Below are 21,711 nucleotides of genomic sequence, written 5' to 3' on the forward strand. Positions count from 1 at the left end.
GAGATGTTTTCGAGTATGGACAGTGCAACTGATCAACCACCATTCAGGTCATTCGTTTTTGACCAATGGCTACTGCAAAGCGATGGAACGCTGATGCGAGACGGTAAAGGAACACACGTCCCCCCCAAAGAGTTACACGTTTTGCGCCTGCTGCTCAGTTCGGCGGGCACGGTGATCGGTAAAGATCAACTGCTCGACTCGGTCTGGCCCGACACCGATGCCGCCGAGGAATCGTTGACCCGCTGCATCTACGCACTGCGCAAGCTGCTCAAGGAAAACAAGGGCTTCATTGCCACGGTGTACGGTCAAGGTTATCGATTCACCTGTCCGGCAGTTGCGCTCGATACCCCTTGCGAGGAACCCGTCGCGGTGCCATCGCTAGCGGTGCTGCCGTTTCGTGGTACGGGCGAATCCGAGGCGCTGGATCTGCAGGACTCGATGATCCGCCAGTTGACAACTGCCTTCGGCGAGTCTGTACGTTTCGTCCCCAGTGGATTGATGGCGGCTTTTGACCTTCCCGTCGATGCCCGGCTTCTGGTGCAAAGGTTGGCGCCGGATTATTACGTGAGCGGTCGTTTTATCCGTCAAGGTGAGCAGCTGCAATGGTCGATCGAGCTCGTTCGCGGCAGCGATCACGCGTTGATTCATGGGCAAATGCTGGATGGCAGTGCGCTGGATCAGTCGCTCGCGGAGTTGGCCTGCCTGATCGCTCAGCGTCTTCCCGGGTTTCGTCCTACTGGTAATTCCTGTTCTTCCTACCCGGCAGCGGTGGCTTACCTCAATGGGGTGTGCAGCGTGCAGCGGCATACGCCGCAAAGCCTGCGCGATGCGCTGGTGCAGTTTCGCCAGTGCCTGCAATTGGCAAGCGGTTATTCACCACCCTGGTGTGGCCTGGCAGATGCCTGGCTGGGAAAGGCGATGCTCGGGTTATGTGAGCAGGCTCGCGCGACCAATGAGGCTGATGCCGCCATCTCCAAGGCATTGCTACTGGACCCTTGCAACACCTTGGCGCTGACGCGTCTGGCGCTGCTCACCAGCCTGCGAGGTTGCGAGGACGCCGCGCAGGCGCTTTTTCGACGGTGCCTGTTGACGTCCGATCAGGCCGACGTCCATTACTTCCATGCCTGGCATCATTGGTTTTGGCGGCGCAACGAGCAAGCGGCCCACAGCATCGACACCTGTTTGCGGCATGACCCAGGTTGTGTGCGGGCGCAAATCCTGCGGGTCCGCATCGCGCTGACCGGCAACCCTCAGGATGCTGCGTTGATGGCTCGGCAAGCCTTGCAGCAAGGTGCATCCGGGCATCCGCTGTTGGTGATTTTGCATGCCGTGGTGTTGGCCTACTTTGGCCAGCACGCGGCTGCCTGGCATGAACTCGAGCAAGCCGGCATGAGTGAAAGCGCGCTCGGTGAACAAGGTCTGGCGGCCTGGAACGTGCTGTTCGGGGTCAATCCGCTGATCGCCCGCAACCAATACGCGAATTGGCTGCGTTCGGCGCGGCCTCAATCCCCTGCTGAAACGCCGTTGCCGCTTTGGTCCGGGGTGATCGACGGGCCCATGGTTTCTCCGCTGTGGAGGTCTATGCAGCGTCAAACACCCCTGCGGGATTTGCGGGGGCTTGGCGTGCCGTCACTCCAAAACGGGCGGCGATTGGCATGACGAAGGCTTCATGGTTATTGCTGTTTGTGTGTCTCGGCGCCGGGCAGGCGCAGGCCTTTTGTTGGGCGCGGGCAGGGCAGCTGCACGCGCTCGAACCCGAGCTCCTGCAGGCCATTGCCGACGTGGAGTCGGCACAACGGCCGGACGCGATGAACTACAACACCAATGGCTCTCGCGATATTGGGCTGATGCAGATCAACAGCATCCATCTACCGCGTTTGCGCGCTCAGGGTATTACCGAGCAGCGACTGTTGGATGAGCCGTGCCTGTCCGTTGAAGTCGGCGCTTCCGTGCTGGCCGGATTCGTTGCCCTGTATGGCTATAACTGGACCGCGGTGGGAGCTTACAACGCCGGGAATGCGCCTGATCGGCAAACGGCCCGTCTTCGTTATGCACGAAAGGTCTGGAAGCGTTACCAGACGTTGACCCGCAGTGCGGTCGCGGACTCGCCATTGCAGGGCATACGGATGGATTCTGATCGCGCTCGCTCAGGTTCGGCAGAATTCGATCAGGAACATCCAGGGTGATGTTTTTAGCATGGGCGCTCATTCATTGCCTGGAGCGTGATCGGTGACAGACCTGTCGGCCCCACCTCTACAACCCTGCGTTCTGCGGGTCCTCAACGGTCCGCTGCAAGGTTGCGAGTTCCCGCTCACTGAGCCCCGAACGTTGTTCATCGTGGCGCCCGTAGGCCTGCTGGGGAAATCGACGTGCCCCGTCAGTGTGCCGCCGGAGGCGATCTTCGTCCCGCTGGACCACGGCGGATGCAATTTCGAAGTGCTGCTGGAAGAGGTAATGTCGGGCGGCGTGACTTTGCGACTCCTCGACGAGCAAGCGGAGACTCGCCATTGCGTGTTCCAACGTAGCGAGCACGTCGGTGGTTTGCAGATTGCCGTGCGCTCGCCTGACCAGGATTGGGCACCTGAAAGCCTCGGCCTGCAGCAACCCTCTTTTACTCAAAAAACCCACCATTCATGGGGGCGAAACACCCTCGTCAAATGGCTCGGTGGCGGATTGGCGTTGGGTGTTCTGCTTGCCTGCATCGGCGTCTGGTCAGTGCCCGAGCCGACCCCCGAAACCGATGTGCGCGCCTTGATCACCGGCGTCAGCGCCGAGGTGGAGGTGCTCAATGGGAGAGATCAGACGGTCTACGTGTTTGTGTCTTCCGAGCGGGATGCCGGCTGGAGCCGACAGGTGCTGATGCGCAACAACCTGCTGTCCGGCAAGGTGCTGGTGAGGGATCAGGAGCGGCGTCGCCTGGAGCAGCTATTGGTCGACCATGACCCGCAACTGGCCTGGCATTCCCTGGATCTCAAGGACCCGTCGGCGCCACGGCTGCTGATCAGCGCTCAGCGCAATCTGCTCACACCGCAGGTGCAAACGAGGCTGGTCAATGCCTTGCTCGAAGCAGCGCCCTATGCCCGGGATGTGGCGGTACAGCTGCAGGACGACGCACTGTTGGCAACGCTTGCTCAAGAGGGCTTGCAACGTCTTTCGCTGGTGTTCAACCGGGTCGAGCACGGTGACAGCGTCACGTTTGCCGTTGAAGGCAACCTTCAGGATTCCGAATTGGCGGCGGCGCGTCTCTACGTCGACGGGTTTTACCGGCAGTGGGGTGATCGTTACGTGCACTTCGCCATCGACCTCAAGGACGACGGGCTCAAGGGCAAATCGTTTCAAACCGGCCCGCTGGGCTACATCAAGATGACGACGTCGTCTTGGCATTTTCCTACACAACGATAGAAGGTGACTCATGGCTGAAATTGGTATCCCCATCGACTTTGCCGATGATTTTCTCGGGCGTCAGGCCGATGCGTTCGAAAAAGGCGCCACAAAGCTCAAGGACGTGTTGGATGAGGCGCTGAAAAAACTCGAAGGCGATGCATCGAATCCTTCTTTGCTAGCGGCTTACCAGGCGGCGTTCTCGTCCTACACGGTATTCCGCAACGCCCAGACCAACACGATCAAGGGCTTCAAGGACATCGACATGGCGATCATCCAGGCCGCTCGCTGATTCTTCCCTTTCGACCGGCCATCGTGCCTGACGATGGCCATTTTCATGAGTGCACCGCATGTCTCCTCAAAGCATTCTCCATTCGAACGTCCATCAAACCGCGTTCGCTGAATTACGCAGTTCGCAGGAAAGCCCTGTCGTTTCACTCGAGAGCCGACTGATCGAAGCCTTCGCCGGTTCCGCGGTGAACAGCGGGCAGGAAGTGTCGGCGATCAATCAACTGTTGCAGAACCCCGATATCAGCAGCCCTGAAGTCTTGACCCAATTGCAGGAGCGGGTAGGGCAGTACAACGTGGATATCAACCTGCTTAACGTCTTGGTGCGCAAAGCCGTGGGCACCGCTGAAACCCTGTTGCGTGCTTCATGAAGGCCAGCGCGCTGCTGATGGTTCTGTGCGTGGCGCTGCTGGGTTGTCGGCAACCGGCCCTGCTCGAAGGGCTGGACCAGCAACAGGCCAACGAGGTGCTCTCGGTTCTGCTGCGAAACAATATTACGGCGACAAAAATCGATGCTGGCAAAACCGGGTACTCGGTGAAAATCAATCAGGTCGATTTTTCGGCTGCCGTCGACTTGCTCAACCTCTATTCGTTGCCGTCCAGGCCACGCTTGCAAGTGGCCGAGATGTTCCCCAGCGATACGCTGGTGGCCTCGCCCAGAGCCGAAAAAGCCCGGCTGTACTCGGCGCTGGAACAGCGGATCGAACAATCGTTGGGCGTGCTGGAAGGGGTGGTGTCGGCGCGGGTGCATGTCAGTTATGACCTGGATGCCGGTGAAGGTGGGCGCAAGTCGGCGCCCATTCACCTGTCGGCCTTGGCAATTCATGAGCGGGACATCGAGCCGCAATTGCTGATCACCGACATCAAGCGTTTTCTCAAGAACAGTTTTGCGGCCGTCGAGTACGAAAACATCTCGGTGGTCCTGTCCCGGCGCTCGCCCACACAACATGTGGCGCCATCGGTGGAGTCGGTGCAAAGCCCTTCGCGCGGGTTGTGGCTGTTGGCCGCGTTGACGCTGGTGTTGATGGCGGCTGGCGCAGGGTTTGGGTATCGACACTTGAGCAGAGTGCAACGTGATGTCGTGCGCTGAGCGCTTGCAGCAGATTTTCGCCGAGCCCCTGGATTATGTGCACGTTGAGCGCCTGTCCATACCGGTGGATTTAGCGGGGCCTGACGCACGACAAGTCCTCAATCAGATCGTGCTCGAGGGTCTGGAGCTGCAAGGCCCATGGCCGGCGGCGCCGCTGAATGCCGTGGCCGCTCTGTGGGTTCGGCAATGGCGCCAGTTGCCCTACATCGCCGCGCTGTTGGGCGCTTGGCGGCTTTTTCCACAACTGGCGCGAGGCGGGGCCTTGCAGCAATTGCCATTGTCGTTGCGCAGATTTGCCGGCTGCAGAGTGGGGGCTCGCGGCGACCTGCCGATCGAAGCGTCGGCAGTGTCGATGCAACACGTCGAGGCTGCCGGTTTCAATTCACTGTGCGGCTTGTCCGATTCCATACCGAAGCTGTTGCTTGAACGGCTGCCGTTGCAGTTTTCCCAACAGGTCGTCGACCTGCACAGGCAATGGCCCGTGGCAGAACCCGATGCGGCTCTTTTCTTTTTGGCGGTGCAGCATGCTCGACTCCATCCGAACCCTGACTGACCTGCCCGTGCCGAGTGACGCGCGCATCCCCCGCGAAGACATCGTCGCCACGCGCCAGCGTCACTCATTGCAGCAACAGGCTCAGCGATGGGCCCGTGAATGTGTCGACCAGGCGCAAAGGGACGCGGAAGCGGTCCGCGCCCAGGCTTTCCAGGAAGGTTATGCCGAAGGCGTCTTGCGCGCGGCTGAAAATCTGGCGAGCGGCTTGCTGGAGTCTCAGGCGCTGGGGCTGCAATTGCGCAGAGATCTCACCCAGGCTGCCCGGCAGTTACTCGGCGACTTGCTGAGTCGCAGCGAATGGCTGGACGAGATGCTCGAACGCTGGCTGGCTGAGCAACCTGGCCACACAGAGGCGGTGTTGCAGGTGCTGTTGCCGTCGCGTTGCAAGTCACAGGGCAAGGAACTGCGACAACGCTTGCAGGCGCTCTGGCCGGGCACGCTGGCGCTCGACTATCAACCGCAGGAACGTTACGTGTTTCGCCTGGCCGACCAATTGCTCGAGTTCGATATCGAGACAACCCGCCAGCGCCTGGAGCCCAAATTGTTGGCTGGCCTGGCGAACTTGCCCAAGTCGGTTCGGATCCTCGATCAGGCCTCATTACGGCGGCTTGGCGAAGTGTGTTTGAGCTTTGGTGAGGTGCGCCATGAAGATTGAAGCCATGACCGACGTGCACAAACAGCAGAACACGCCAGCGGTTGAGCCATTGGAGTCTCGCCTGTTGCGGGCCAGTCAGGGACTGCCCGACAGCAGGCGTCCTGACCCTGAATTCGATTGGCTCTATCAACAACTGTTGGCCATGGAAGGGCAGGGTGAAAAAGACATCTACGCGTTCATTCGTTCACTGCGCAGTGCGGACGGCGTCACCCCGGCGTACCCGACCGCCAAGGCATTAATGGCCGTGACGCTTCAGGTGTTGGTGCGTTTGGACGACGAGAAACTGCGCGACACATTGATTTTCAAGGAGGTGAAAGGCGCCAATGGCCTGGCGTTCAGCATGGATGTTTTCGTCAAGGGCTTCATGCGCGATGTGTTCGCGACGATGGATGACGAGGCCTGGGAAAAGAGTGAGTGGTGAGGTGAGTTCAAAAGCGCCTGCCTGACGATTAATAACAATAAGGAAAACTAGGATGGTTTTACCGATTGCTGGATCTGCTGGACGAGTGATTACGCTGGCGGGCGACTTCACTTCACTTGCGAGTGTTGCGACTGACCGCCGTTCCCGCATGACACTTGATCCCTCGGCGCTGAGCAGGGATTTCCGTGTGGCCACGCTTGGGACCCCACGGCAAATCGGAGTGGCGATGTTGGGCATGGAGCGCGAGGTAACCCTGCAGATTGAGGAGTGCTATACGCAATTAGGTGAAACGGACCGAATTGTAGTGGGACTTGCTAACGACTTCATCGAGCATGGGCATTTACCCGAAGGGCCTATCAATGAGGAGTTATTTGCTCGAATCGCCGAATTGAATTCCGCAGATCCCGAGCAAACCCGTGAAAGCCGAATGCGTGCAGTGCTCGAAGCGGGCATGGAAGTGTTAGAGGCTGCCAAAGGGCCCGGACTCAACCTACTCAATATCGTCGGGCGCACCGGGTTGATCATTGCGCTGACCACAGTGCTGCGCCAGGTTGTGAGTTACCACGTCGAGCAAGCGTTGCGCGAGGGCGATTCACCTGAAGCGGCCTGCGCATGGCTCGTGGCAGCGCAAGCCATGACCGGCCCGGCGCTGATCCTGGCAGGTGCCCTTCGAAACGAGTGTGGCGGGATGGCGAAACTGTCTTCGCGGCTGGGGCGTATCTGCATGGCCAGCATCACGATGGGGGCGTTCTTGATGGCGCATCTCACTGGCGCCTCAAAAAATCTGCTTCCCGCCATGACCGGTGTGACGATCTATACCTTGGCCAGGGGCCTGGCTAACGCCTTCTTTACCTTGCCTGACAATGCGGGCAGGCCCACTGTGGTGGCAACCGGAGTAACGACCGCCGCCTATGGTGCGGCCCAGTTTCTACTGGCAGAGCTGGGGAGTCTTTTGCCGCTAAGTGGTGCAGGCCGGTCGGCGGCGGAACTGGGTTACAGCCTGGGCGCGGACGTCATTAATGGGGGACTGAATGCCCTTGGCATTGTGGTGGATGACTTCATCTCCATTCTTTGCAAAAGCTGGCATGTGTTGTCGCCGTCGCCGGGCCTGGACTCGGTTTTTTCCGACCCGGAATCTTTGCAGCACATGGCTTTGGAAGTACGTGCCGGCGTTCAGCTACCGACTCGAACACAACTGGCTGACGCATTGCTTAACGTCGGAGCACTGCGTCTCTCGGCGGGGCACGCCATCAGTCTCGTCGTTGCCGCGGCGGCGACTTTACTGGGTGATTCCGAGGTGGGTGAGGATTATCAGGGCCACATTCTGAATGGCTGCCTTGCCATGATGCTGATGCTCATTTATTTCCCGCTGGTCTTTGGCAGCGTCAAGCGCACGGACAACAGTTATACGCTGGAGGAAACCGCCGTTCCTTAGGCCCAAGCGAAATGCAGGCAGCAATCGGTTGCTCGCCTGCAACGCTCCTCCCCGGCTATAATCGCCGCCACTTTTCGTAGCCCAGAGTCAAACCCGCCCATGTACACCCTGGCCCGTCAGCTGTTGTTCAAACTTTCCCCGGAAACCTCCCACGATCTGTCCCTGGACCTGATCGGCGCGGGCGGGCGTTTGGGCCTCAACGGCTTGCTGTGCAAGGCGCCGGCGAAAGTGCCGGTGAGCGTCATGGGCCTGGACTTCCCGAACCCGGTGGGGCTGGCGGCCGGTCTGGACAAGAACGGCGCGGCCATCGACGGTTTTGCCCAGCTGGGTTTTGGTTTTGTCGAAATCGGCACCATTACCCCGCGTCCGCAGCCGGGCAACCCGAAACCACGGATTTTCCGATTGCCGGAAGCCGAGGCGATCATCAACCGCATGGGCTTCAACAACCTCGGCGTCGATCACCTGCTGGCCCGCGTGGCGGCGGCCAAGTACAAGGGCGTGCTGGGCATCAACATCGGCAAGAACTTCGATACCCCGGTTGAGCGTGCGGTCGACGACTACCTGATCTGCCTGGACAAGGTGTATGCCCACGCCAGCTACGTGACAGTCAACGTCAGTTCGCCAAACACCCCGGGCCTGCGCAGCCTGCAATTCGGTGATTCGTTGAAGCAGTTACTCGCTGACCTGGCGGCACGTCGCGCGGAACTGGCGCTGCGTCACGGCAAACATGTACCGCTGGCGATCAAGATCGCACCGGACATGACCGACGAAGAAACCGCTCAGGTTGCGCAAGCGCTGATCGAAACCGGGATGGACGCGGTCATCGCTACCAACACCACGCTGAGTCGCGTCGGCGTCGAAGGCATGGAACACGGTGACGAGGCGGGCGGCCTGTCCGGCGCTCCGGTTCGTGACAAGAGCACCCACACCGTCAAGGTGCTGGCCGCGGAATTGGCGGGTCGTTTGCCAATCATCGCGGTGGGCGGCATCACCGAAGGCAAGCACGCCGCTGAGAAAATCGCCGCGGGTGCGAGCCTGGTGCAGATTTATTCGGGCTTCATCTATAAAGGGCCGGCGCTGATTCGTGAATCCGTGGATGCGATTGCAGCTCTGAGATAACCGATTACCGCGCGCACCCCTTACATCATGGTGCACGCTGCAAATGTAGGAGCTGCCGAAGGCTGCGATCTTTTGATCTCGATTTTGTGCCCAAGGCGCATCGCCGAGAAGCAAGATCAAAAGATCGCAGCCTTCGGCAGCTCCTACAGGGAATTGCGTTTGGAGCAGGCATAAAAAAGGGCTCCTCGAAGGAGCCCCTGGGCCGGAGCCCGCCGTCCGGATGGGACGTGCGTGGTTAATTCATGCAGTCATCAGATTGTCGTGTCGGAGTGTAAAGCCCTGTCATTAATTAGCCGACGGCGTGAAGTTCGTTGAGTCTGTGGATTCCCGCAGTGCCGGTCATACCGTCCCAGTTGTCGCCGCGTCCTTCTCGCCAGCCGTTGATCCAGGCTTGGCGTACCGACGGTAGAGTAAATGGGCAAAGCTCACGGGATTTGCCACCAACGCCATATTGATATCCGCGCAAAAATGCTCTTTCCAACGGATCACGCTTAAGTCTTCTCATAGGGTGTTGCCCTCACTTGTTGACTGTATTTATCGCGTCGACCTCAATCGAGGTCTGGCAGAAATGTCTGCCGTTGGGGGCTCGCTGCCGGCGTGGCGAGCCAAGGTGTTGACGTCCGTTGTGGCGCCAACCTGTGTTGAGTTCTAACCAATGCGTCACATCGAGGGAATGATCGTTTTGTCATAAGGACGTAACCATTAAGGTGGTATGGCCATAAGTAACAGGATGCTTACAGCGCATTTATTAGCAAAACCCCGGTATGATCGGCCCCGCGCTGAATGATGGGGTTAATCCTTTAGTGAGAATGACTCCCGTTGCACTGGGGGACTATTCGACGAAGGGTCGACTTATGACATTTTGTTGCATCTACTTTTTTATCTGTCCTTGCATCTAAGCTCATTTAACCCGGGCAGCAGGGGTGGTACGGCACACCTTCGTGCCACACGGGCGCTCTTCGAGAAAAGCGCCTGATTGAAAACCGGACCGGCAATGCGTTGCCCGTTCACTCAGCTAAAGGTTCTGATATTCCAATGTCCGATCAATTCGAAATCTTCCTCACTTGCCCCAAAGGCCTTGAAGGCCTGCTCATCGAGGAAGCCGTCGGGCTAGGCCTTGAAGAAGCGCGTGAACACACCTCTGCCGTGCGCGGCATGGCCACCATGGAAACCGCTTATCGCCTGTGCCTGTGGTCGCGTCTGGCGAACCGGGTGCTGCTGGTGCTCAAGCGTTTCCCGATGAAAGACGCCGAAGACCTGTACCACGGCGTGCTCGATATCGAGTGGCAAGACCACATGCTCAACGATGGCACCCTGGCCGTCGAGTTCAGCGGTCACGGCTCGGGCATCGACAACACTCACTTCGGCGCCTTGAAGGTCAAGGACGCCATTGTCGACAAACTGCGCACGCCGCAGGGCGACCGTCCGTCGATCGACAAGCTCAATCCGGACCTGCGCATTCACCTGCGTCTGGACCGTGGCGAAGCGATCCTTTCGCTCGACCTCTCCGGTCACAGCCTGCACCAGCGCGGCTATCGCTTGCAGCAAGGCGCGGCGCCGCTGAAGGAAAACCTCGCGGCGGCGATCCTGATCCGTTCCGGCTGGCCGCGCATTGCGGCGGACGGCGGTGCACTGGCTGACCCGATGTGCGGTGTCGGTACGTTCCTCGTCGAAGCGGCGATGATCGCCGCCGATATGGCACCGAACCTGCGTCGCGAACAGTGGGGTTTCACTGCCTGGCTCGGTCACGTGCCGGCCCTGTGGAAAAAACTCCACGAAGAAGCCACCGAACGCGCCGCTGCCGGCCTGGCCAAGCCACCGCTGTGGATTCGTGGTTACGAAGCTGATCCGCGCCTGATTCAACCGGGCCGCAACAACGTCGAACGTGCCGGCCTGAGCGAGTGGATCAAGATCTACCAGGGCGAAGTCGGCACGTTCGAGCCGCGCCCGGACCAGAACCAGAAAGGCCTGGTCATCTGCAACCCGCCGTACGGCGAGCGTCTGGGTGACGAGGCGAGCTTGCTCTACCTCTACCAAAACCTCGGCGAACGCCTGCGTCAGGCCTGCCTGAACTGGGAAGCCGCCGTGTTCACCGGCGCCCCGGACCTGGGCAAGCGCATGGGCATCCGCAGCCACAAACAGTACTCGTTCTGGAACGGCGCGTTGCCGTGCAAATTGCTGCTGATCAAGGTCACCCCGGATCAGTTCGTCACCGGCGAACGTCGCACCCCGGAACAACGTCAGGTCGAGCGCGAGCAAGCTCAAGTTGAAGTCGCCAGCAACGACGTGGCGCCGGGCAAGTACGAGAAGTACAACAAGAACGGCAACCCGATCAAGCCGGTACCGGTGGTCGTCGAGCAACCGCGCTTGAGCGAGGGCGGGCAGATGTTCGCCAACCGTTTACAAAAAAACCTGAAGGCGTTGGGCAAATGGGTCAAGCGTGAAGGCATCGACTGCTATCGCGTGTATGACGCCGACATGCCGGAATATTCCATGGCCATCGACCTGTACCACGATTGGGTCCACGTCCAGGAATACGCCGCACCGAAATCCATCGATCCGGAAAAAGCCTCGGCACGCATGTTCGACGCCCTGGCAGCCATTCCGCAGGCCTTGAACATCGACAAGAGCCGCGTCGTGGTCAAACGTCGCGAGCGTCAAAGCGGTACCAAGCAGTACGAGCGCCAGGCGGCGCAGGGCAAGTTCGTCGAAGTGAATGAAGGCGGCGTAAAGCTGTTGGTGAACCTCACCGACTACCTCGACACCGGGCTGTTCCTCGACCATCGGCCGATGCGCATGCGGATTCAGAAGGAGGCGGCCGGTAAACGCTTCCTCAACCTGTACAGCTACACCGCGACTGCCAGTGTTCATGCGGCCAAGGGCGGTGCGCGCAGCACCACCAGCGTCGACTTGTCGAAGACCTATCTGGACTGGGCACGTCGCAACCTGTCGCTGAACGGTTTCTCCGACAAGAACCGTCTGGAGCAGGGCGATGTGATGGTCTGGCTCGACGCCTGCCGTGACGAGTTCGACCTGATCTTCATCGACCCGCCGACGTTCTCCAACTCCAAGCGCATGGAAGGGATCTTCGACGTGCAGCGTGACCAGGTGCAATTGATCGATCTGGCCATGGCGCGCCTGGCACCGGGCGGGGTGTTGTACTTCTCCAACAACTTCCGCAAATTCGAACTGGAGCCAAACCTCAGCGAGCGTTACGCGGTCGAGGAAATCACGGCCCAGACCATCGACCCGGACTTTTCCCGTAACGGCAAAATCCACCGCGCCTGGAAAATCACCGCACGCTAGTTAGATTTACTGTAGGAGCTGCCGCAGGCTGCGATCTTTTGATCTTGATCTTAAAAAAAGCAAGATCAAAAGATCGCAGCCTGCGGCAGCTCCTACAGTTACAGGGCTGGTCAAATTAGTGGCTAATAGCTATAACTCAACTCAGGGCCAAAGGGCTTTCCCGCACCTGGCGTTTTGAGTTGTATTTATGTCGTTGCACGCCGTGCGCCCCAAGATCCTGGGATTTATCAGTGAAGATGTCTCGGCCTGGCTGGTCGCGCTATTTGTATTGCTCGTCGGCGGGATTCTCACAGGGTTGCTGGCCTGGTCGACGCTGAATCTGTTTCACCATCAATTGCGGCAACGTTTCCAACTGCTGGCCAGTGAACGTTACAGCCGTATCGAAGAACGTTTCGAAGATCAGGAGCAGCGCCTCGATGGCGTGCGCCGGTTCTTTGCCAATTCCGACGCGGTGTCCCGAGAGGAATTCGACGGTTACACCCGACCGCTGTTGCACCGGACCCAGGCGTACTCCTTCGCTGAACGGGTCAGCGGTGGCGAGCGCGAGGCGTTCGAGCGTCGGGTACGGGATGAAGGTTTGCGTGATTTCACCCTTCGTGAACTGAATGCCGATGGCCAGTTGCAACTGGCGGCCGAACGCGATGAGTACGTGGCAGTGCTGTACAGCCAGACGCAAAGCAAGCTCGGCTCCCCGCTGGGTTACGACCTGCTCGCCCAACCCCTGCGCCGTGCCACCCTGGAACGTGCCGACGAGCATGACGGCATGGCGGTGTCGCAACCGATGCATCTGGTCAGTATCGAGCCGGCGTATGCCCGAGGTGTATTGCTGGTTGCACCGGTCAAACTTCAGCATCACGATAACTCGGTACCAGCGACGAAAAAACCGTTCGGTTACGTGATGGCGGTCATCAGCATGCGCCAGTTGCTGGCGGACGGGCTGCCGGAGGCCGGCCACGATTACCTGTCGGTGCGCATTCTCGATTTGTCCACCAACGATCAGCACGAAGTGTTGTACGAATCCCCCAATCCCCCAGCGGTCAGTGAATTGTCGGCGACCCGGCTCCTGAGCCTGGCCGACCATAATTATCAAGTAGACGTTCAACCCAGTGAGGTCTTCCTGCAGGCCAACCATTCATCCGTGAGCAGCCTGGTGGTACTGGGCAGCTTGCTCAGCCTGTTGCTCAGTGCCTTGCTGTATGTGTTGGTGAGCCAGCGTCAACGGGCGTTGAAGATGGTCGAGCAGCGGACCCAGGAACTGCGCGCCCGTGAGCAGGAGTTGCGCGGTACGCACGGCCAGTTGCGCGGCGTGCTGAATGCCGCGACTCAGGTGGCAATCATCGCCACCGATCTGCGCGGGGTCATCAGCACCTTCAATGCCGGCGCCGAGCAAATGCTCGGTTACACGAGCGCTGAGGTGGTGGGGCACATGACCCTGGAAAACCTGCACCTGCCCCGGGAGCTTGCCGCACGTTCGGCGGAGCTGAGCGCTCGTTATGGGAAGCCGGTGCCGACGTGCCAGGCCATGCTGGTCGAGGGTGGCGAGGAGGGGGGGCACGAAGCGCGGGAGTGGACGCTTGTGCGCAGTGATGGCAGCCATCTGGCGGTAAACATGCTGGCGACTCCGGTGCTCGATGAGCAAGGCCTGTGGGTCGGCCACCTGGCCATCTGTATCGACATCACCGAGCGCAAGCGCGTCTACGAGGCGTTGGCGGCGCGGGACCTGTTGCTGAAAAAACTCAGTGCCCATGTGCCCGGCGGGATCTATCAGTTCAAGATGGAATTCGATGGCCGTTTCAGTGTGATCTACGCCAGTGATGGCATTCGCGAAATCTATGAACTCGAGCCGGACGTGCTGCTGCTCAATGCCGAAGCGATTTTTACGCGGATTCATCCTCAGGATTCTACCCGGGTCCGCGCGTCGATCCGGTCCTCGGCGGACACCCTCAGCCCGTGGCGCGAGGAATATCGCGTGCAACTGCCTGTGCGGGGGCTGCGCTGGGTCCGGGGCGAGGCTACCCCCGAAGAACAACCCGGTGGCGGCGTGCTCTGGCATGGCTACATCTCGGACATCTCCGACCTGAAACGGGTCGAAGAAGAGCTGCGGGCATTGTCGATTACCGATTCCCTGACCGGCATCCATAACCGCCGCTATTTCCAGGAACGCCTGACCAGCGAAATGGCCCGTGTCGAGCGTGGCGGCGGTGAACTGTCGGTAATCATGCTCGATATCGACCATTTCAAGCGCATCAATGACCAGCACGGTCACGCAGTGGGGGATCGGGTATTGCAGGCGGTGTGTGAGCGGATCGGTCATCGGCTGCGCCGTACTGACGTGTTCTGCCGCCTGGGCGGCGAAGAGTTCATGGTGCTGTGCCCGGATATCAGCGTTGAGCACGCGCATGTGCTGGCCCAGCAATTGTGGCAAGCGCTGCGCAGCTCACCGATCGATGGCGTAGGCATCGTCACCGCGAGTTTCGGGATAGCCAGTTGGCGCGTCGGCGAGGGCGCGGATGCGCTGTTGTTGCGGGCGGACTCGGGGGTTTATGCGGCGAAGCAGAGCGGGCGGGACCGGGTTGAGGGGGAGATGAGTTAGGTGAAACAAAAGATCGCAGCCTGCGGCAGCTCCTACAGGGGAACGCATTCCCTGTAGGAGCTGCCGAAGGCTGCGATCTTTTGACTTCAAAGGCTCACAACACAGAAGCCGTAGTCGGCAGTTTCGGCTGGCGATACAGATCCAGCAGCACTTGATCCAGCACCGAGGACGCGCCAAACGGTGCCTTGTCGTTGAGGATCGCCACCACCGCCCAGGTATTGCCGTTGACGTCGCGGCTGAAGCCGGAAATCGCCCGCACGGTGTTCAGGGTGCCGGTCTTGACATGGGCTTCACCGCGCATCGCGGTGGTCTTCAGGCGTTTGCGCATGGTGCCGTCGGTGCCGGCAATCGGCATCGAACTGATGAACTCGGCGGCGTACGGGCTGTGCCACGCGGCTTGCAGCATCGCGGCCATTTCACGGGCGCTGACACGTTCGGCGCGGGACAGGCCGGAGCCGTTCTCCATCACCAGGTGCGGCGCGGTGATGCCTTTCTTCGCCAGCCACTGACGCACCACGCGCTGGGCAGCCTTGGCATCGTCACCGTCGGCGTCGGTGCGGAATTTCTGGCCCAGGCTCAGGAACAGCTGCTGAGCCATGGTGTTATTGCTGTATTTATTGATGTCACGAATGATTTCCGCAAGGTCCGGCGAGAAGGCCCGAGCCAAGACCTTGGCATTGCTCGGCGTCGGCGCCAGACGATCCTTGCCCTGAATGCTGCCACCCAATTCCCTCCAGATCGCCCGCACGGCGCCCGCGGTGTAGGTCGCATGGTCGAGCAGCGAAAGGTAGGTCTGCGAACTGCAGCCATCGCCCAACTGACCGCCAACGGTCACGGTCACGCTGCCATCGGCCTGGGTCACCGGGTTGTAACGCACGCCGCCCGTGCATTGCTTGGAGTTGATCGCCTTGACCTGGTTTTCGATGTTGATGGTGGCAATCGGTGGTTCGACCGAGATCAGCACCCGACCATTGTCGTTGCGCGCCACAAAGCGCAATGCCTTGAGGTTGACCATCAGTGAGTCAGGCTTGACCAGGAACGGTTTGTTCTCGTCATTGCCGTCGTCGTTGAACTCCGGCAGTTGAGGCTGTACGAAGAAACTGCGGTCCAGCACCAGGTCGCCGGTGATTTGCGTCACGCCATTGGCGCGCAGGTCGCGCATCAGTAGCCAGAGTTTTTCCATGTTCAACTTCGGATCGCCACCACCCTTTAGGTAGAGGTTACCGTTGAGAATGCCGCCGCTCAGGGTGCCGTCGGTGTAGAACTCGGTTTTCCACTGGTGGTTCGGGCCGAGCATTTCCAGCGCCGCATACGTGGTGACCAGTTTCATGGTCGACGCCGGGTTGACCGAGACGTCAGCGTTGAAAACGGTTGGGGTGCCAGGGCCGGTGAGCGGGATCAACACCAGCGACAGGGCGTTGTCCTGCAGCTTGCTGGCCTTGAGGGCTTTTTCAACGTTGGGCGACAGGGCGGTATTGATAGGGTCAGCGCAGACGGGAAGGGCCAGAGGGAGAAGAAAACCGGCCAGCAATAATGGACGCAAAGATTTGATCATCGGAAATAAAACCCTACAGCCGAGGGGAAAAAGACGAGGGCATGAAGATAAATTCCCTCAGTGGTCACGAAAGTGTCGGCATTATGCCCCAAGGTGTAGCGGCTTGTGCCGTGCCCTGGCCCTCTAATACGCTATTTTTTACCGATGGTAGGCCCAGAAGCCCAGAGATTCGGGCAATTGCCGGCTTAAACTGCTAAAGTGCCGCCCGTTATTACTTATGAGGATTGTTCCAATGGCGACTAACCGTTCCCAGCGTCTGCGCAAAAAACTGTGCGTCGATGAATTTCAAGAGCTGGGTTTCGAACTGAACCTGGATTTCAAAGAAGATTTGGCCGATGAAGCCATTGATGCTTTCCTCGACGCGTTCCTGAAAGAAGCCATGGAAGCCAACGGTCTGGGCTATGTTGGCGGCGACGACTTCGGTCTGGTTTGCCTGCAGAAGCGTGGCTCGGTTTCCGAAGAGCAGCGTGCCGCTGTTGAAGCCTGGCTCAAAGGCCGCAGCGAACTGACCGAAGCAACCGTCAGCCCGCTGCTCGACGTCTGGTACCCGGAAAAGCCGATCAATCCGGTAGCTTGATGTTGTAAAAAAACGGCGACCCACGGGTCGCCGTTTTTTTTATGAAAATAAAAAGAACGCAGCCTCGTTTCACTCGACAGCTGCTACAGGAAATCGCATTCCATGTAGCAGCTGTCGAGTGAAACGAGGCTGCGTTTTTCAGCGTTTACGCCAATTCAAGATCACCAACGTCAACACCCCCGCCACAATCCCCCAAAACGCCGAACCAATGGAAAACAGCGTCAGCCCCGACGCCGTGACCATGAACGTGATCAGCGCCGCTTCCCGTTCCTTCACTTCGCTCATGGCGATGCTCAAGCCATTGATGATCGAGCCAAACAACGCCAACGCCGCAATCGACAACACCAACTCTTTAGGCAGTGCGGCAAACAACGCCGCCAACGTCGCGCCGAACACCCCGGCAATCCCGTAGAAAATCCCGCACCATACGGCCGCCGTATAGCGTTTGTTGCGATCCTCGTGGGCATGTGGCCCGGTGCAGATCGCCGCGCTGATGGCCGCCAGGTTGATCCCGTGGGAGCCGAACGGCGCCAGCAGCAACGAGGCGATGCCGGTGGTGGTGATTAGCGGCGAGGCCGGCACGGTGTAGCCGTCGGCACGCAGCACGGCGATGCCCGGCATGTTCTGCGAGGTCATCGCCACCACAAACAGCGGGATGCCGATGCTGATGGTCGCGGCGAGGGAAAAGTGCGGCGTGGTCCACACCGGTGTCGCCACTTCCAGATGAAAGCCGCTGAAATCGAGCAGCCCCATGAAACCGGACAAGGCTGTTCCGACCAGCAGCGCAGCCAGCACGGCATAACGCGGCGTCAGGCGCTTGACCACTAAATAGGTGAAGAACATCCCCAGCACCAGCGCGGTGCGGTGTTGCGCCGCGACGAAAATCTCGCTGCCGATCTTGAACAGAATCCCCGCCAGCAGGGCGGCGGCCAAAGAAGCCGGAATTTTTTTCACCAGCCGTTCAAAGCTGCCGGTCAGGCCGCAAATAGTCACCAGCACCGCACACGTGATATAGGCGCCGATGGCTTCGCCGTAGGTCACGCCGCCCAGGCTGGTGATCAGCAACGCGGCGCCGGGTGTCGACCAGGCAATGGTGATCGGTGTGCGATAACGCAGGGACAAGCCGATCGAGCACACCGCCATGCCAATCGAAATCGCCCAGATCCACGACGAAATCTGCCCGCTGGTCAGGCCCGCCGCTTGCCCGGCCTGGAACATCAACACCAGAGAGCTGGTGTAGCCCGTCATCATCGCGATGAACCCGGCGACGATAGCCGAGGGTGACGTGTCGGCCAGGGGGCGAAGCAGCGTGTGCGTGGCGTCGTTCATGACAGCGGTGTTCCTTATAAGATGTCGCGGTTCCCTGTAGGAGCTGCCGAAGGCTGCGATCTTTTAATCTTAAAAAAAATCAAGATCAAAAGATCGCAGCCTTCGGCAGCTCCTACAGGGATCGCGTTGCGGCGGAATCTGGGTTCAAGCCTAAACTCAAATGTAACGGACCGTTGCGATACAGCAGAGGCGACAAACAGCCGTACAGTCGTGTTGCCACCATCCATTGTGTACAATCGACGTGTTTTTTACGCGATACTTGCCAGCGACCCACTGTGCCGTATTACAGTCACGGTCAATTCGCCGCAGTTCTCCCGACTCGAGTGCCCATGAACGAACAGTTGCAGCCCCTCAAGAAACAACCGCGAGCAGGCAAAGCCGGCCGCAGCGGTACCCAGGACGATATTGTCTACGCGCATATCTTCGAGGCCATCCTCGAACAGCGCCTGGCGCCCGGCACCAAGTTGAGCGAAGAAGCGCTGGGGGAAATTTTCGGGGTTAGTCGCACCATCATTCGCCGCGCGCTGTCGCGCCTGGCCCATGAAGGCGTGGTGCTGCTGCGACCTAATCGCGGCGCTGTTGTCGCTAGCCCTAGCGTTGAAGAGGCCCGTCAGGTGTTCCTGGCGCGGCGACTGGTGGAACGGGCGATTACCGAATTGGCGGTACAACACGCCACCGCCGAGCAGATCGCCGAATTGCGACAAATGGTCAACGACGAGCGCGACAGCTTCTCCCGTGGCGATCGCGGTGCCGGTATCCGTTTGTCGGGCGAGTTCCACCTGAAACTGGCCGAAGCGGCAAAGAATGCCCCGCTGATCAGCTTCCAGCGCAGCCTCGTTTCCCAGACGTCGTTGATCATTGCCCAATACGAAAGTGGCAACCGTTCGCACTGTTCCTACGACGAACACACCCAGTTGATCGATGCGATCGAAGCGCGCAACGGTGAGCTGGCGGTAAACCTGATGATGCATCACATGGATCACATCGACAGCAAACTCAACCTCGACGAAGAAAGTGCGTCGGATGATTTGCATGCGGTGTTCTCGCATTTGTTGCAGACCAAGAAGCCAGGGCGACCTGTAGCCAAACTCTGACATCAAAAGATCGCAGCCTTCGGCAGCTCCTACAGGTGGACGCATTCCCCCTGTAGGAGCTGCCGAAGGCTGCGATCTTTTGGCAATCTGACAGGCAATAAAAATCCCCCGGGCTGTAAAGCTGCGGGGGATTTTTTTTCCCGGTAAACCCTAGCGCTGATGCACCTGATTCCCCGCCGCATACGTCTGCAGCACCGTCCGGTCATCCCCCAGCGTCATCAACACAAACAACGTCTCGGCAATGTTCTGGGCCTGCTTCAAGCGATAGCTCAGCAGCGGCGTGGCGTTGTAATCCAGCACCAGGAAGTCCGCATCGGTGCCCGGTTGCAGCGTGCCGATCTTGTCTTCCAGGCGCAGCGCACGGGCGCCGCCCAGTGTCGCCAGGTACAGCGATTTGAACGGGCTCAGTCGCGCACCTTGCATCTGCATGACCTTGTACGCTTCGTTCAACGTCTGCAGCAGCGAGAAACTGGTGCCGCCCCCGACGTCAGTGCCCAGGCCGACATTCAGTTTGTGCTTCTCGGCCATCGGCAAGTTGAACAACCCGCTGCCGAGGAAGAAGTTTGAGGTCGGGCAGAAGGCAATTGCCGAACCCGTTTCTGCCAGTCGCGCACACTCGTCGTCGCACAGGTGCACGCCGTGGGCGAACACCGAGCGTTCGCCCAGCAACTGGTAGTGATCGTAGACGTCGAGGTAACCCTTGCGCTCCGGGAACAGTGCCTTGACCCACTCGACCTCCTTCAGGTTTTCGCTGATGTGGGTCTGCATGTACAGATCCGGATATTCACTCAGCAACTGGCCAGCGAGGGTCAGTTGTTCCGGGGTGCTGGTCGGAGCGAAGCGCGGGGTGACCGCGTAATGCAAGCGGCCCTTGCCGTGCCAGCGTTCGATCAGCGCCTTGCTTTCGACGTAGCTGGATTCGGCGGTGTCGGTCAGGTAGTCCGGCGCGTTGCGGTCCATCATCACTTTGCCGGCGATCATGCGCAGGTCCAGTTGTTCGGCCGCCTCGAAGAACGAGTTCACCGATTGCGGGTGCACGCTGCCGAATACCAGCGCGGTGGTGGTGCCGTTGCGCAACAGTTCCTGGATGAAAATGCCCGCGACTTCGTCAGCGTGAGCCTTGTCGGCGAACTGGCTTTCACAGGGGAAGGTGTAAGTGTTGAGCCAGTCCAGCAGCTGCTCGCCATAGGCACCGACCATGCCGGTTTGCGGCAGGTGAATGTGGGTGTCGATGAAGCCAGGGGTGATCAGCGCGTCCTGATACTGCGTGATTTCGATGTCGGCCGGCAGCGTTGGCAGCAAGTCGCTGGCGTGGCCGAGCGCGCTGATCTGGCCGTTATCGACCACCAGCAGGCCATCTTCGAAATACTCGTACGAGGCTTCGATGCCCACTTCGGCGGGGTCGGCGATGCTGTGCAGGATAGCGGCGCGGTAGGCTTTGCGAGTCAGAGGCATGAGGGTTCTCAATTAGAGGCTTGGCTGCGGCGTGAAGCAGGCAGCAGCTTGGCAATCGATGATCCGGCGCTGGCAGTCTGCTGGCCGAAATTCGCGTTATAGGTGGCGATGATTTCGCCGGCGATGGAGATGGCGATTTCCACAGGCAACTTGCCTTTGACTTCGCCGATGCCCATCGGGCAGCGCATGCGTTGCAGCACGCTGCTGTCGAAACCACGGTCACGCAAGCGGTGTTCGAACTTCACCCGTTTGGTCTTCGAACCGATCAGGCCGAAGTAAGCAAAGTCGTTGCGCTGGAGGATCGCGGCGGTGAGTTCGAGGTCGAGCTGGTGATTGTGGGTCATGACGATGCAGTAGCTGCCCACAGGCAGCTCATCGATTTCGTCTACCGGTTCTTCGCTGACAATCTTGCGCACGCCGTGTGGGATCTGCTCCGGGAATTCATCTTCCCGCGAGTCGATCCAGCGCACCCGGCAGGGCAGGCTGGCGAGCAACGGCACCAATGCGCGACCGACGTGGCCGGCGCCGAACACGGCGATCTGTGCCTGGACCTGGCCCATCGGTTCGAACAGCAACACGGTCACGCCGCCACAGCACTGACCCAGGCTGGCGCCGAGGCTGAAGCGCTCCAGGTGTGTGTCCTGTTTGCCGCTGGCCAGCATCTCGCGGCTGATCTGCATGGCTTTGTATTCCAGATGCCCGCCACCGATGGTGTCGAAGGTCTGGGTGGCGCTGATGACCATTTTCGAACCGGCATTGCGCGGCGTGGAGCCGAGCTCTTCGATGATGGTCACCAGCACGCAGGCTTCACCCTGGGATTGCAGGTCGGCGAGGGCGTCGATCCAGTTGTACATATTCAC

General features: G+C 59.6%; 20 protein-coding genes. 15 read left to right on the plus strand and 5 right to left on the minus strand.

Going from position 1 to position 21,711, the window contains the following annotated elements; all coding sequences use genetic code 11:
• Positions 1-15 precede the first annotated feature (15 nt).
• The 11 genes from ACA052_RS08440 (at position 16) to ACA052_RS08490 (ending at position 8,942) form a co-directional block, all read left to right on the plus strand.
• Positions 16-1,659, plus strand: coding sequence for a winged helix-turn-helix domain-containing protein (locus ACA052_RS08440; RefSeq protein WP_497649239.1), 1,644 nt, complete (start codon positions 16-18; stop codon positions 1,657-1,659).
• Positions 1,656-2,186 (plus strand): transglycosylase SLT domain-containing protein, encoded by a 531-nt coding sequence (locus ACA052_RS08445; RefSeq protein WP_497649240.1) that lies wholly within the window; start codon positions 1,656-1,658, stop codon positions 2,184-2,186. The genes ACA052_RS08440 and ACA052_RS08445 overlap by 4 nt, the downstream gene beginning before the upstream one ends.
• Positions 2,187-2,229: 43 nt before the next feature.
• Positions 2,230-3,402: a PrgH/EprH family type III secretion apparatus protein gene (locus tag ACA052_RS08450; RefSeq protein ID WP_497649241.1), complete on the plus strand. Its 1,173-nt coding sequence runs from the start codon at positions 2,230-2,232 to the stop codon at positions 3,400-3,402.
• A 10-nt stretch (positions 3,403-3,412) separates the two neighbouring features.
• Complete coding sequence (gene sctF / locus ACA052_RS08455) at positions 3,413-3,673, plus strand: type III secretion system needle filament subunit SctF (protein WP_497649242.1); 261 nt, start codon at positions 3,413-3,415, stop codon at positions 3,671-3,673.
• A 58-nt stretch (positions 3,674-3,731) separates the two neighbouring features.
• Entirely contained in the window at positions 3,732-4,040 is a 309-nt protein-coding gene (gene sctI / locus ACA052_RS08460) for a type III secretion system inner rod subunit SctI (protein ID WP_497649243.1), read from the plus strand.
• Positions 4,037-4,759 carry an EscJ/YscJ/HrcJ family type III secretion inner membrane ring protein gene (locus tag ACA052_RS08465; RefSeq protein ID WP_497649244.1) on the plus strand — a complete coding sequence of 241 codons (723 nt, stop codon included), beginning with the start codon at positions 4,037-4,039 and terminating at the stop codon, positions 4,757-4,759. Before sctI ends, ACA052_RS08465 begins: the two co-directional genes overlap by 4 nt.
• Complete coding sequence (locus ACA052_RS08470; RefSeq protein ID WP_497649245.1) at positions 4,746-5,312, plus strand: OrgA/MxiK family T3SS sorting platform protein; 567 nt, start codon at positions 4,746-4,748, stop codon at positions 5,310-5,312. The genes ACA052_RS08465 and ACA052_RS08470 overlap by 14 nt, the downstream gene beginning before the upstream one ends.
• A complete protein-coding gene (locus ACA052_RS08475; RefSeq protein ID WP_497649246.1) occupies positions 5,284-5,967 on the plus strand; it encodes an oxygen-regulated invasion protein OrgB in 684 nt (227 codons plus the stop codon). Before ACA052_RS08470 ends, ACA052_RS08475 begins: the two co-directional genes overlap by 29 nt.
• Complete coding sequence (locus tag ACA052_RS08480) at positions 5,957-6,388, plus strand: hypothetical protein (RefSeq protein WP_497649247.1); 432 nt, start codon at positions 5,957-5,959, stop codon at positions 6,386-6,388. Before ACA052_RS08475 ends, ACA052_RS08480 begins: the two co-directional genes overlap by 11 nt.
• Positions 6,389-6,440: 52 nt before the next feature.
• Positions 6,441-7,823, plus strand: coding sequence for a hypothetical protein (locus ACA052_RS08485; protein WP_497649248.1), 1,383 nt, complete (start codon positions 6,441-6,443; stop codon positions 7,821-7,823).
• 99 nt (positions 7,824-7,922) lie between these two features.
• On the plus strand, positions 7,923-8,942 hold the full coding sequence (locus ACA052_RS08490) for a quinone-dependent dihydroorotate dehydrogenase (RefSeq protein WP_497649249.1): 1,020 nt from the start codon (positions 7,923-7,925) through the stop codon (positions 8,940-8,942).
• A gap of 289 nt (positions 8,943-9,231) precedes the next feature.
• Here ACA052_RS08490 and rmf read toward each other — a convergent pair whose 3' ends face one another.
• Positions 9,232-9,447 (minus strand): ribosome modulation factor, encoded by a 216-nt coding sequence (rmf, locus tag ACA052_RS08495; protein WP_003223300.1) that lies wholly within the window; start codon positions 9,445-9,447, stop codon positions 9,232-9,234.
• 530 nt (positions 9,448-9,977) lie between these two features.
• On the opposite strand from rmf, the gene rlmKL reads away from it, so the two are divergent.
• On the plus strand, positions 9,978-12,248 hold the full coding sequence (gene rlmKL, locus ACA052_RS08500) for a bifunctional 23S rRNA (guanine(2069)-N(7))-methyltransferase RlmK/23S rRNA (guanine(2445)-N(2))-methyltransferase RlmL (protein ID WP_497649250.1): 2,271 nt from the start codon (positions 9,978-9,980) through the stop codon (positions 12,246-12,248).
• Positions 12,249-12,435: 187 nt separating this feature from the next.
• Positions 12,436-14,841 (plus strand): sensor domain-containing diguanylate cyclase, encoded by a 2,406-nt coding sequence (locus tag ACA052_RS08505; protein WP_497649251.1) that lies wholly within the window; start codon positions 12,436-12,438, stop codon positions 14,839-14,841.
• Positions 14,842-14,935: 94 nt separating this feature from the next.
• Here the strand turns inward: ACA052_RS08505 and dacB are convergent, their stop codons facing one another.
• Entirely contained in the window at positions 14,936-16,396 is a 1,461-nt protein-coding gene (gene dacB, locus ACA052_RS08510; protein ID WP_497649252.1) for a D-alanyl-D-alanine carboxypeptidase/D-alanyl-D-alanine endopeptidase, read from the minus strand.
• 232 nt (positions 16,397-16,628) lie between these two features.
• Here dacB and ACA052_RS08515 point away from each other — a divergent pair, with 232 nt between their 5' ends.
• A complete protein-coding gene (locus ACA052_RS08515; protein ID WP_259501363.1) occupies positions 16,629-16,973 on the plus strand; it encodes a YggL family protein in 345 nt (114 codons plus the stop codon).
• Between the two features lie 138 nt (positions 16,974-17,111).
• Here the strand turns inward: ACA052_RS08515 and ACA052_RS08520 are convergent, their stop codons facing one another.
• Positions 17,112-18,302 carry a benzoate/H(+) symporter BenE family transporter gene (locus tag ACA052_RS08520; protein ID WP_497649253.1) on the minus strand — a complete coding sequence of 397 codons (1,191 nt, stop codon included), beginning with the start codon at positions 18,300-18,302 and terminating at the stop codon, positions 17,112-17,114.
• Positions 18,303-18,631: 329 nt separating this feature from the next.
• Here ACA052_RS08520 and ACA052_RS08525 point away from each other — a divergent pair, with 329 nt between their 5' ends.
• On the plus strand, positions 18,632-19,396 hold the full coding sequence (locus tag ACA052_RS08525; RefSeq protein WP_497649254.1) for a GntR family transcriptional regulator: 765 nt from the start codon (positions 18,632-18,634) through the stop codon (positions 19,394-19,396).
• Between the two features lie 150 nt (positions 19,397-19,546).
• Here the strand turns inward: ACA052_RS08525 and guaD are convergent, their stop codons facing one another.
• Complete coding sequence (gene guaD, locus ACA052_RS08530) at positions 19,547-20,851, minus strand: guanine deaminase (protein WP_497649255.1); 1,305 nt, start codon at positions 20,849-20,851, stop codon at positions 19,547-19,549.
• 8 nt (positions 20,852-20,859) lie between these two features.
• The gene (xdhC, locus tag ACA052_RS08535; protein WP_497649256.1) at positions 20,860-21,705 is read right to left on the minus strand and encodes a xanthine dehydrogenase accessory protein XdhC; all 846 of its coding nucleotides are present in this window, start codon (positions 21,703-21,705) and stop codon (positions 20,860-20,862) included.
• Positions 21,706-21,711: the final 6 nt, after the last annotated feature.

It is taken from the genome of Pseudomonas sp. LBUM1644, assembly GCF_059716195.1.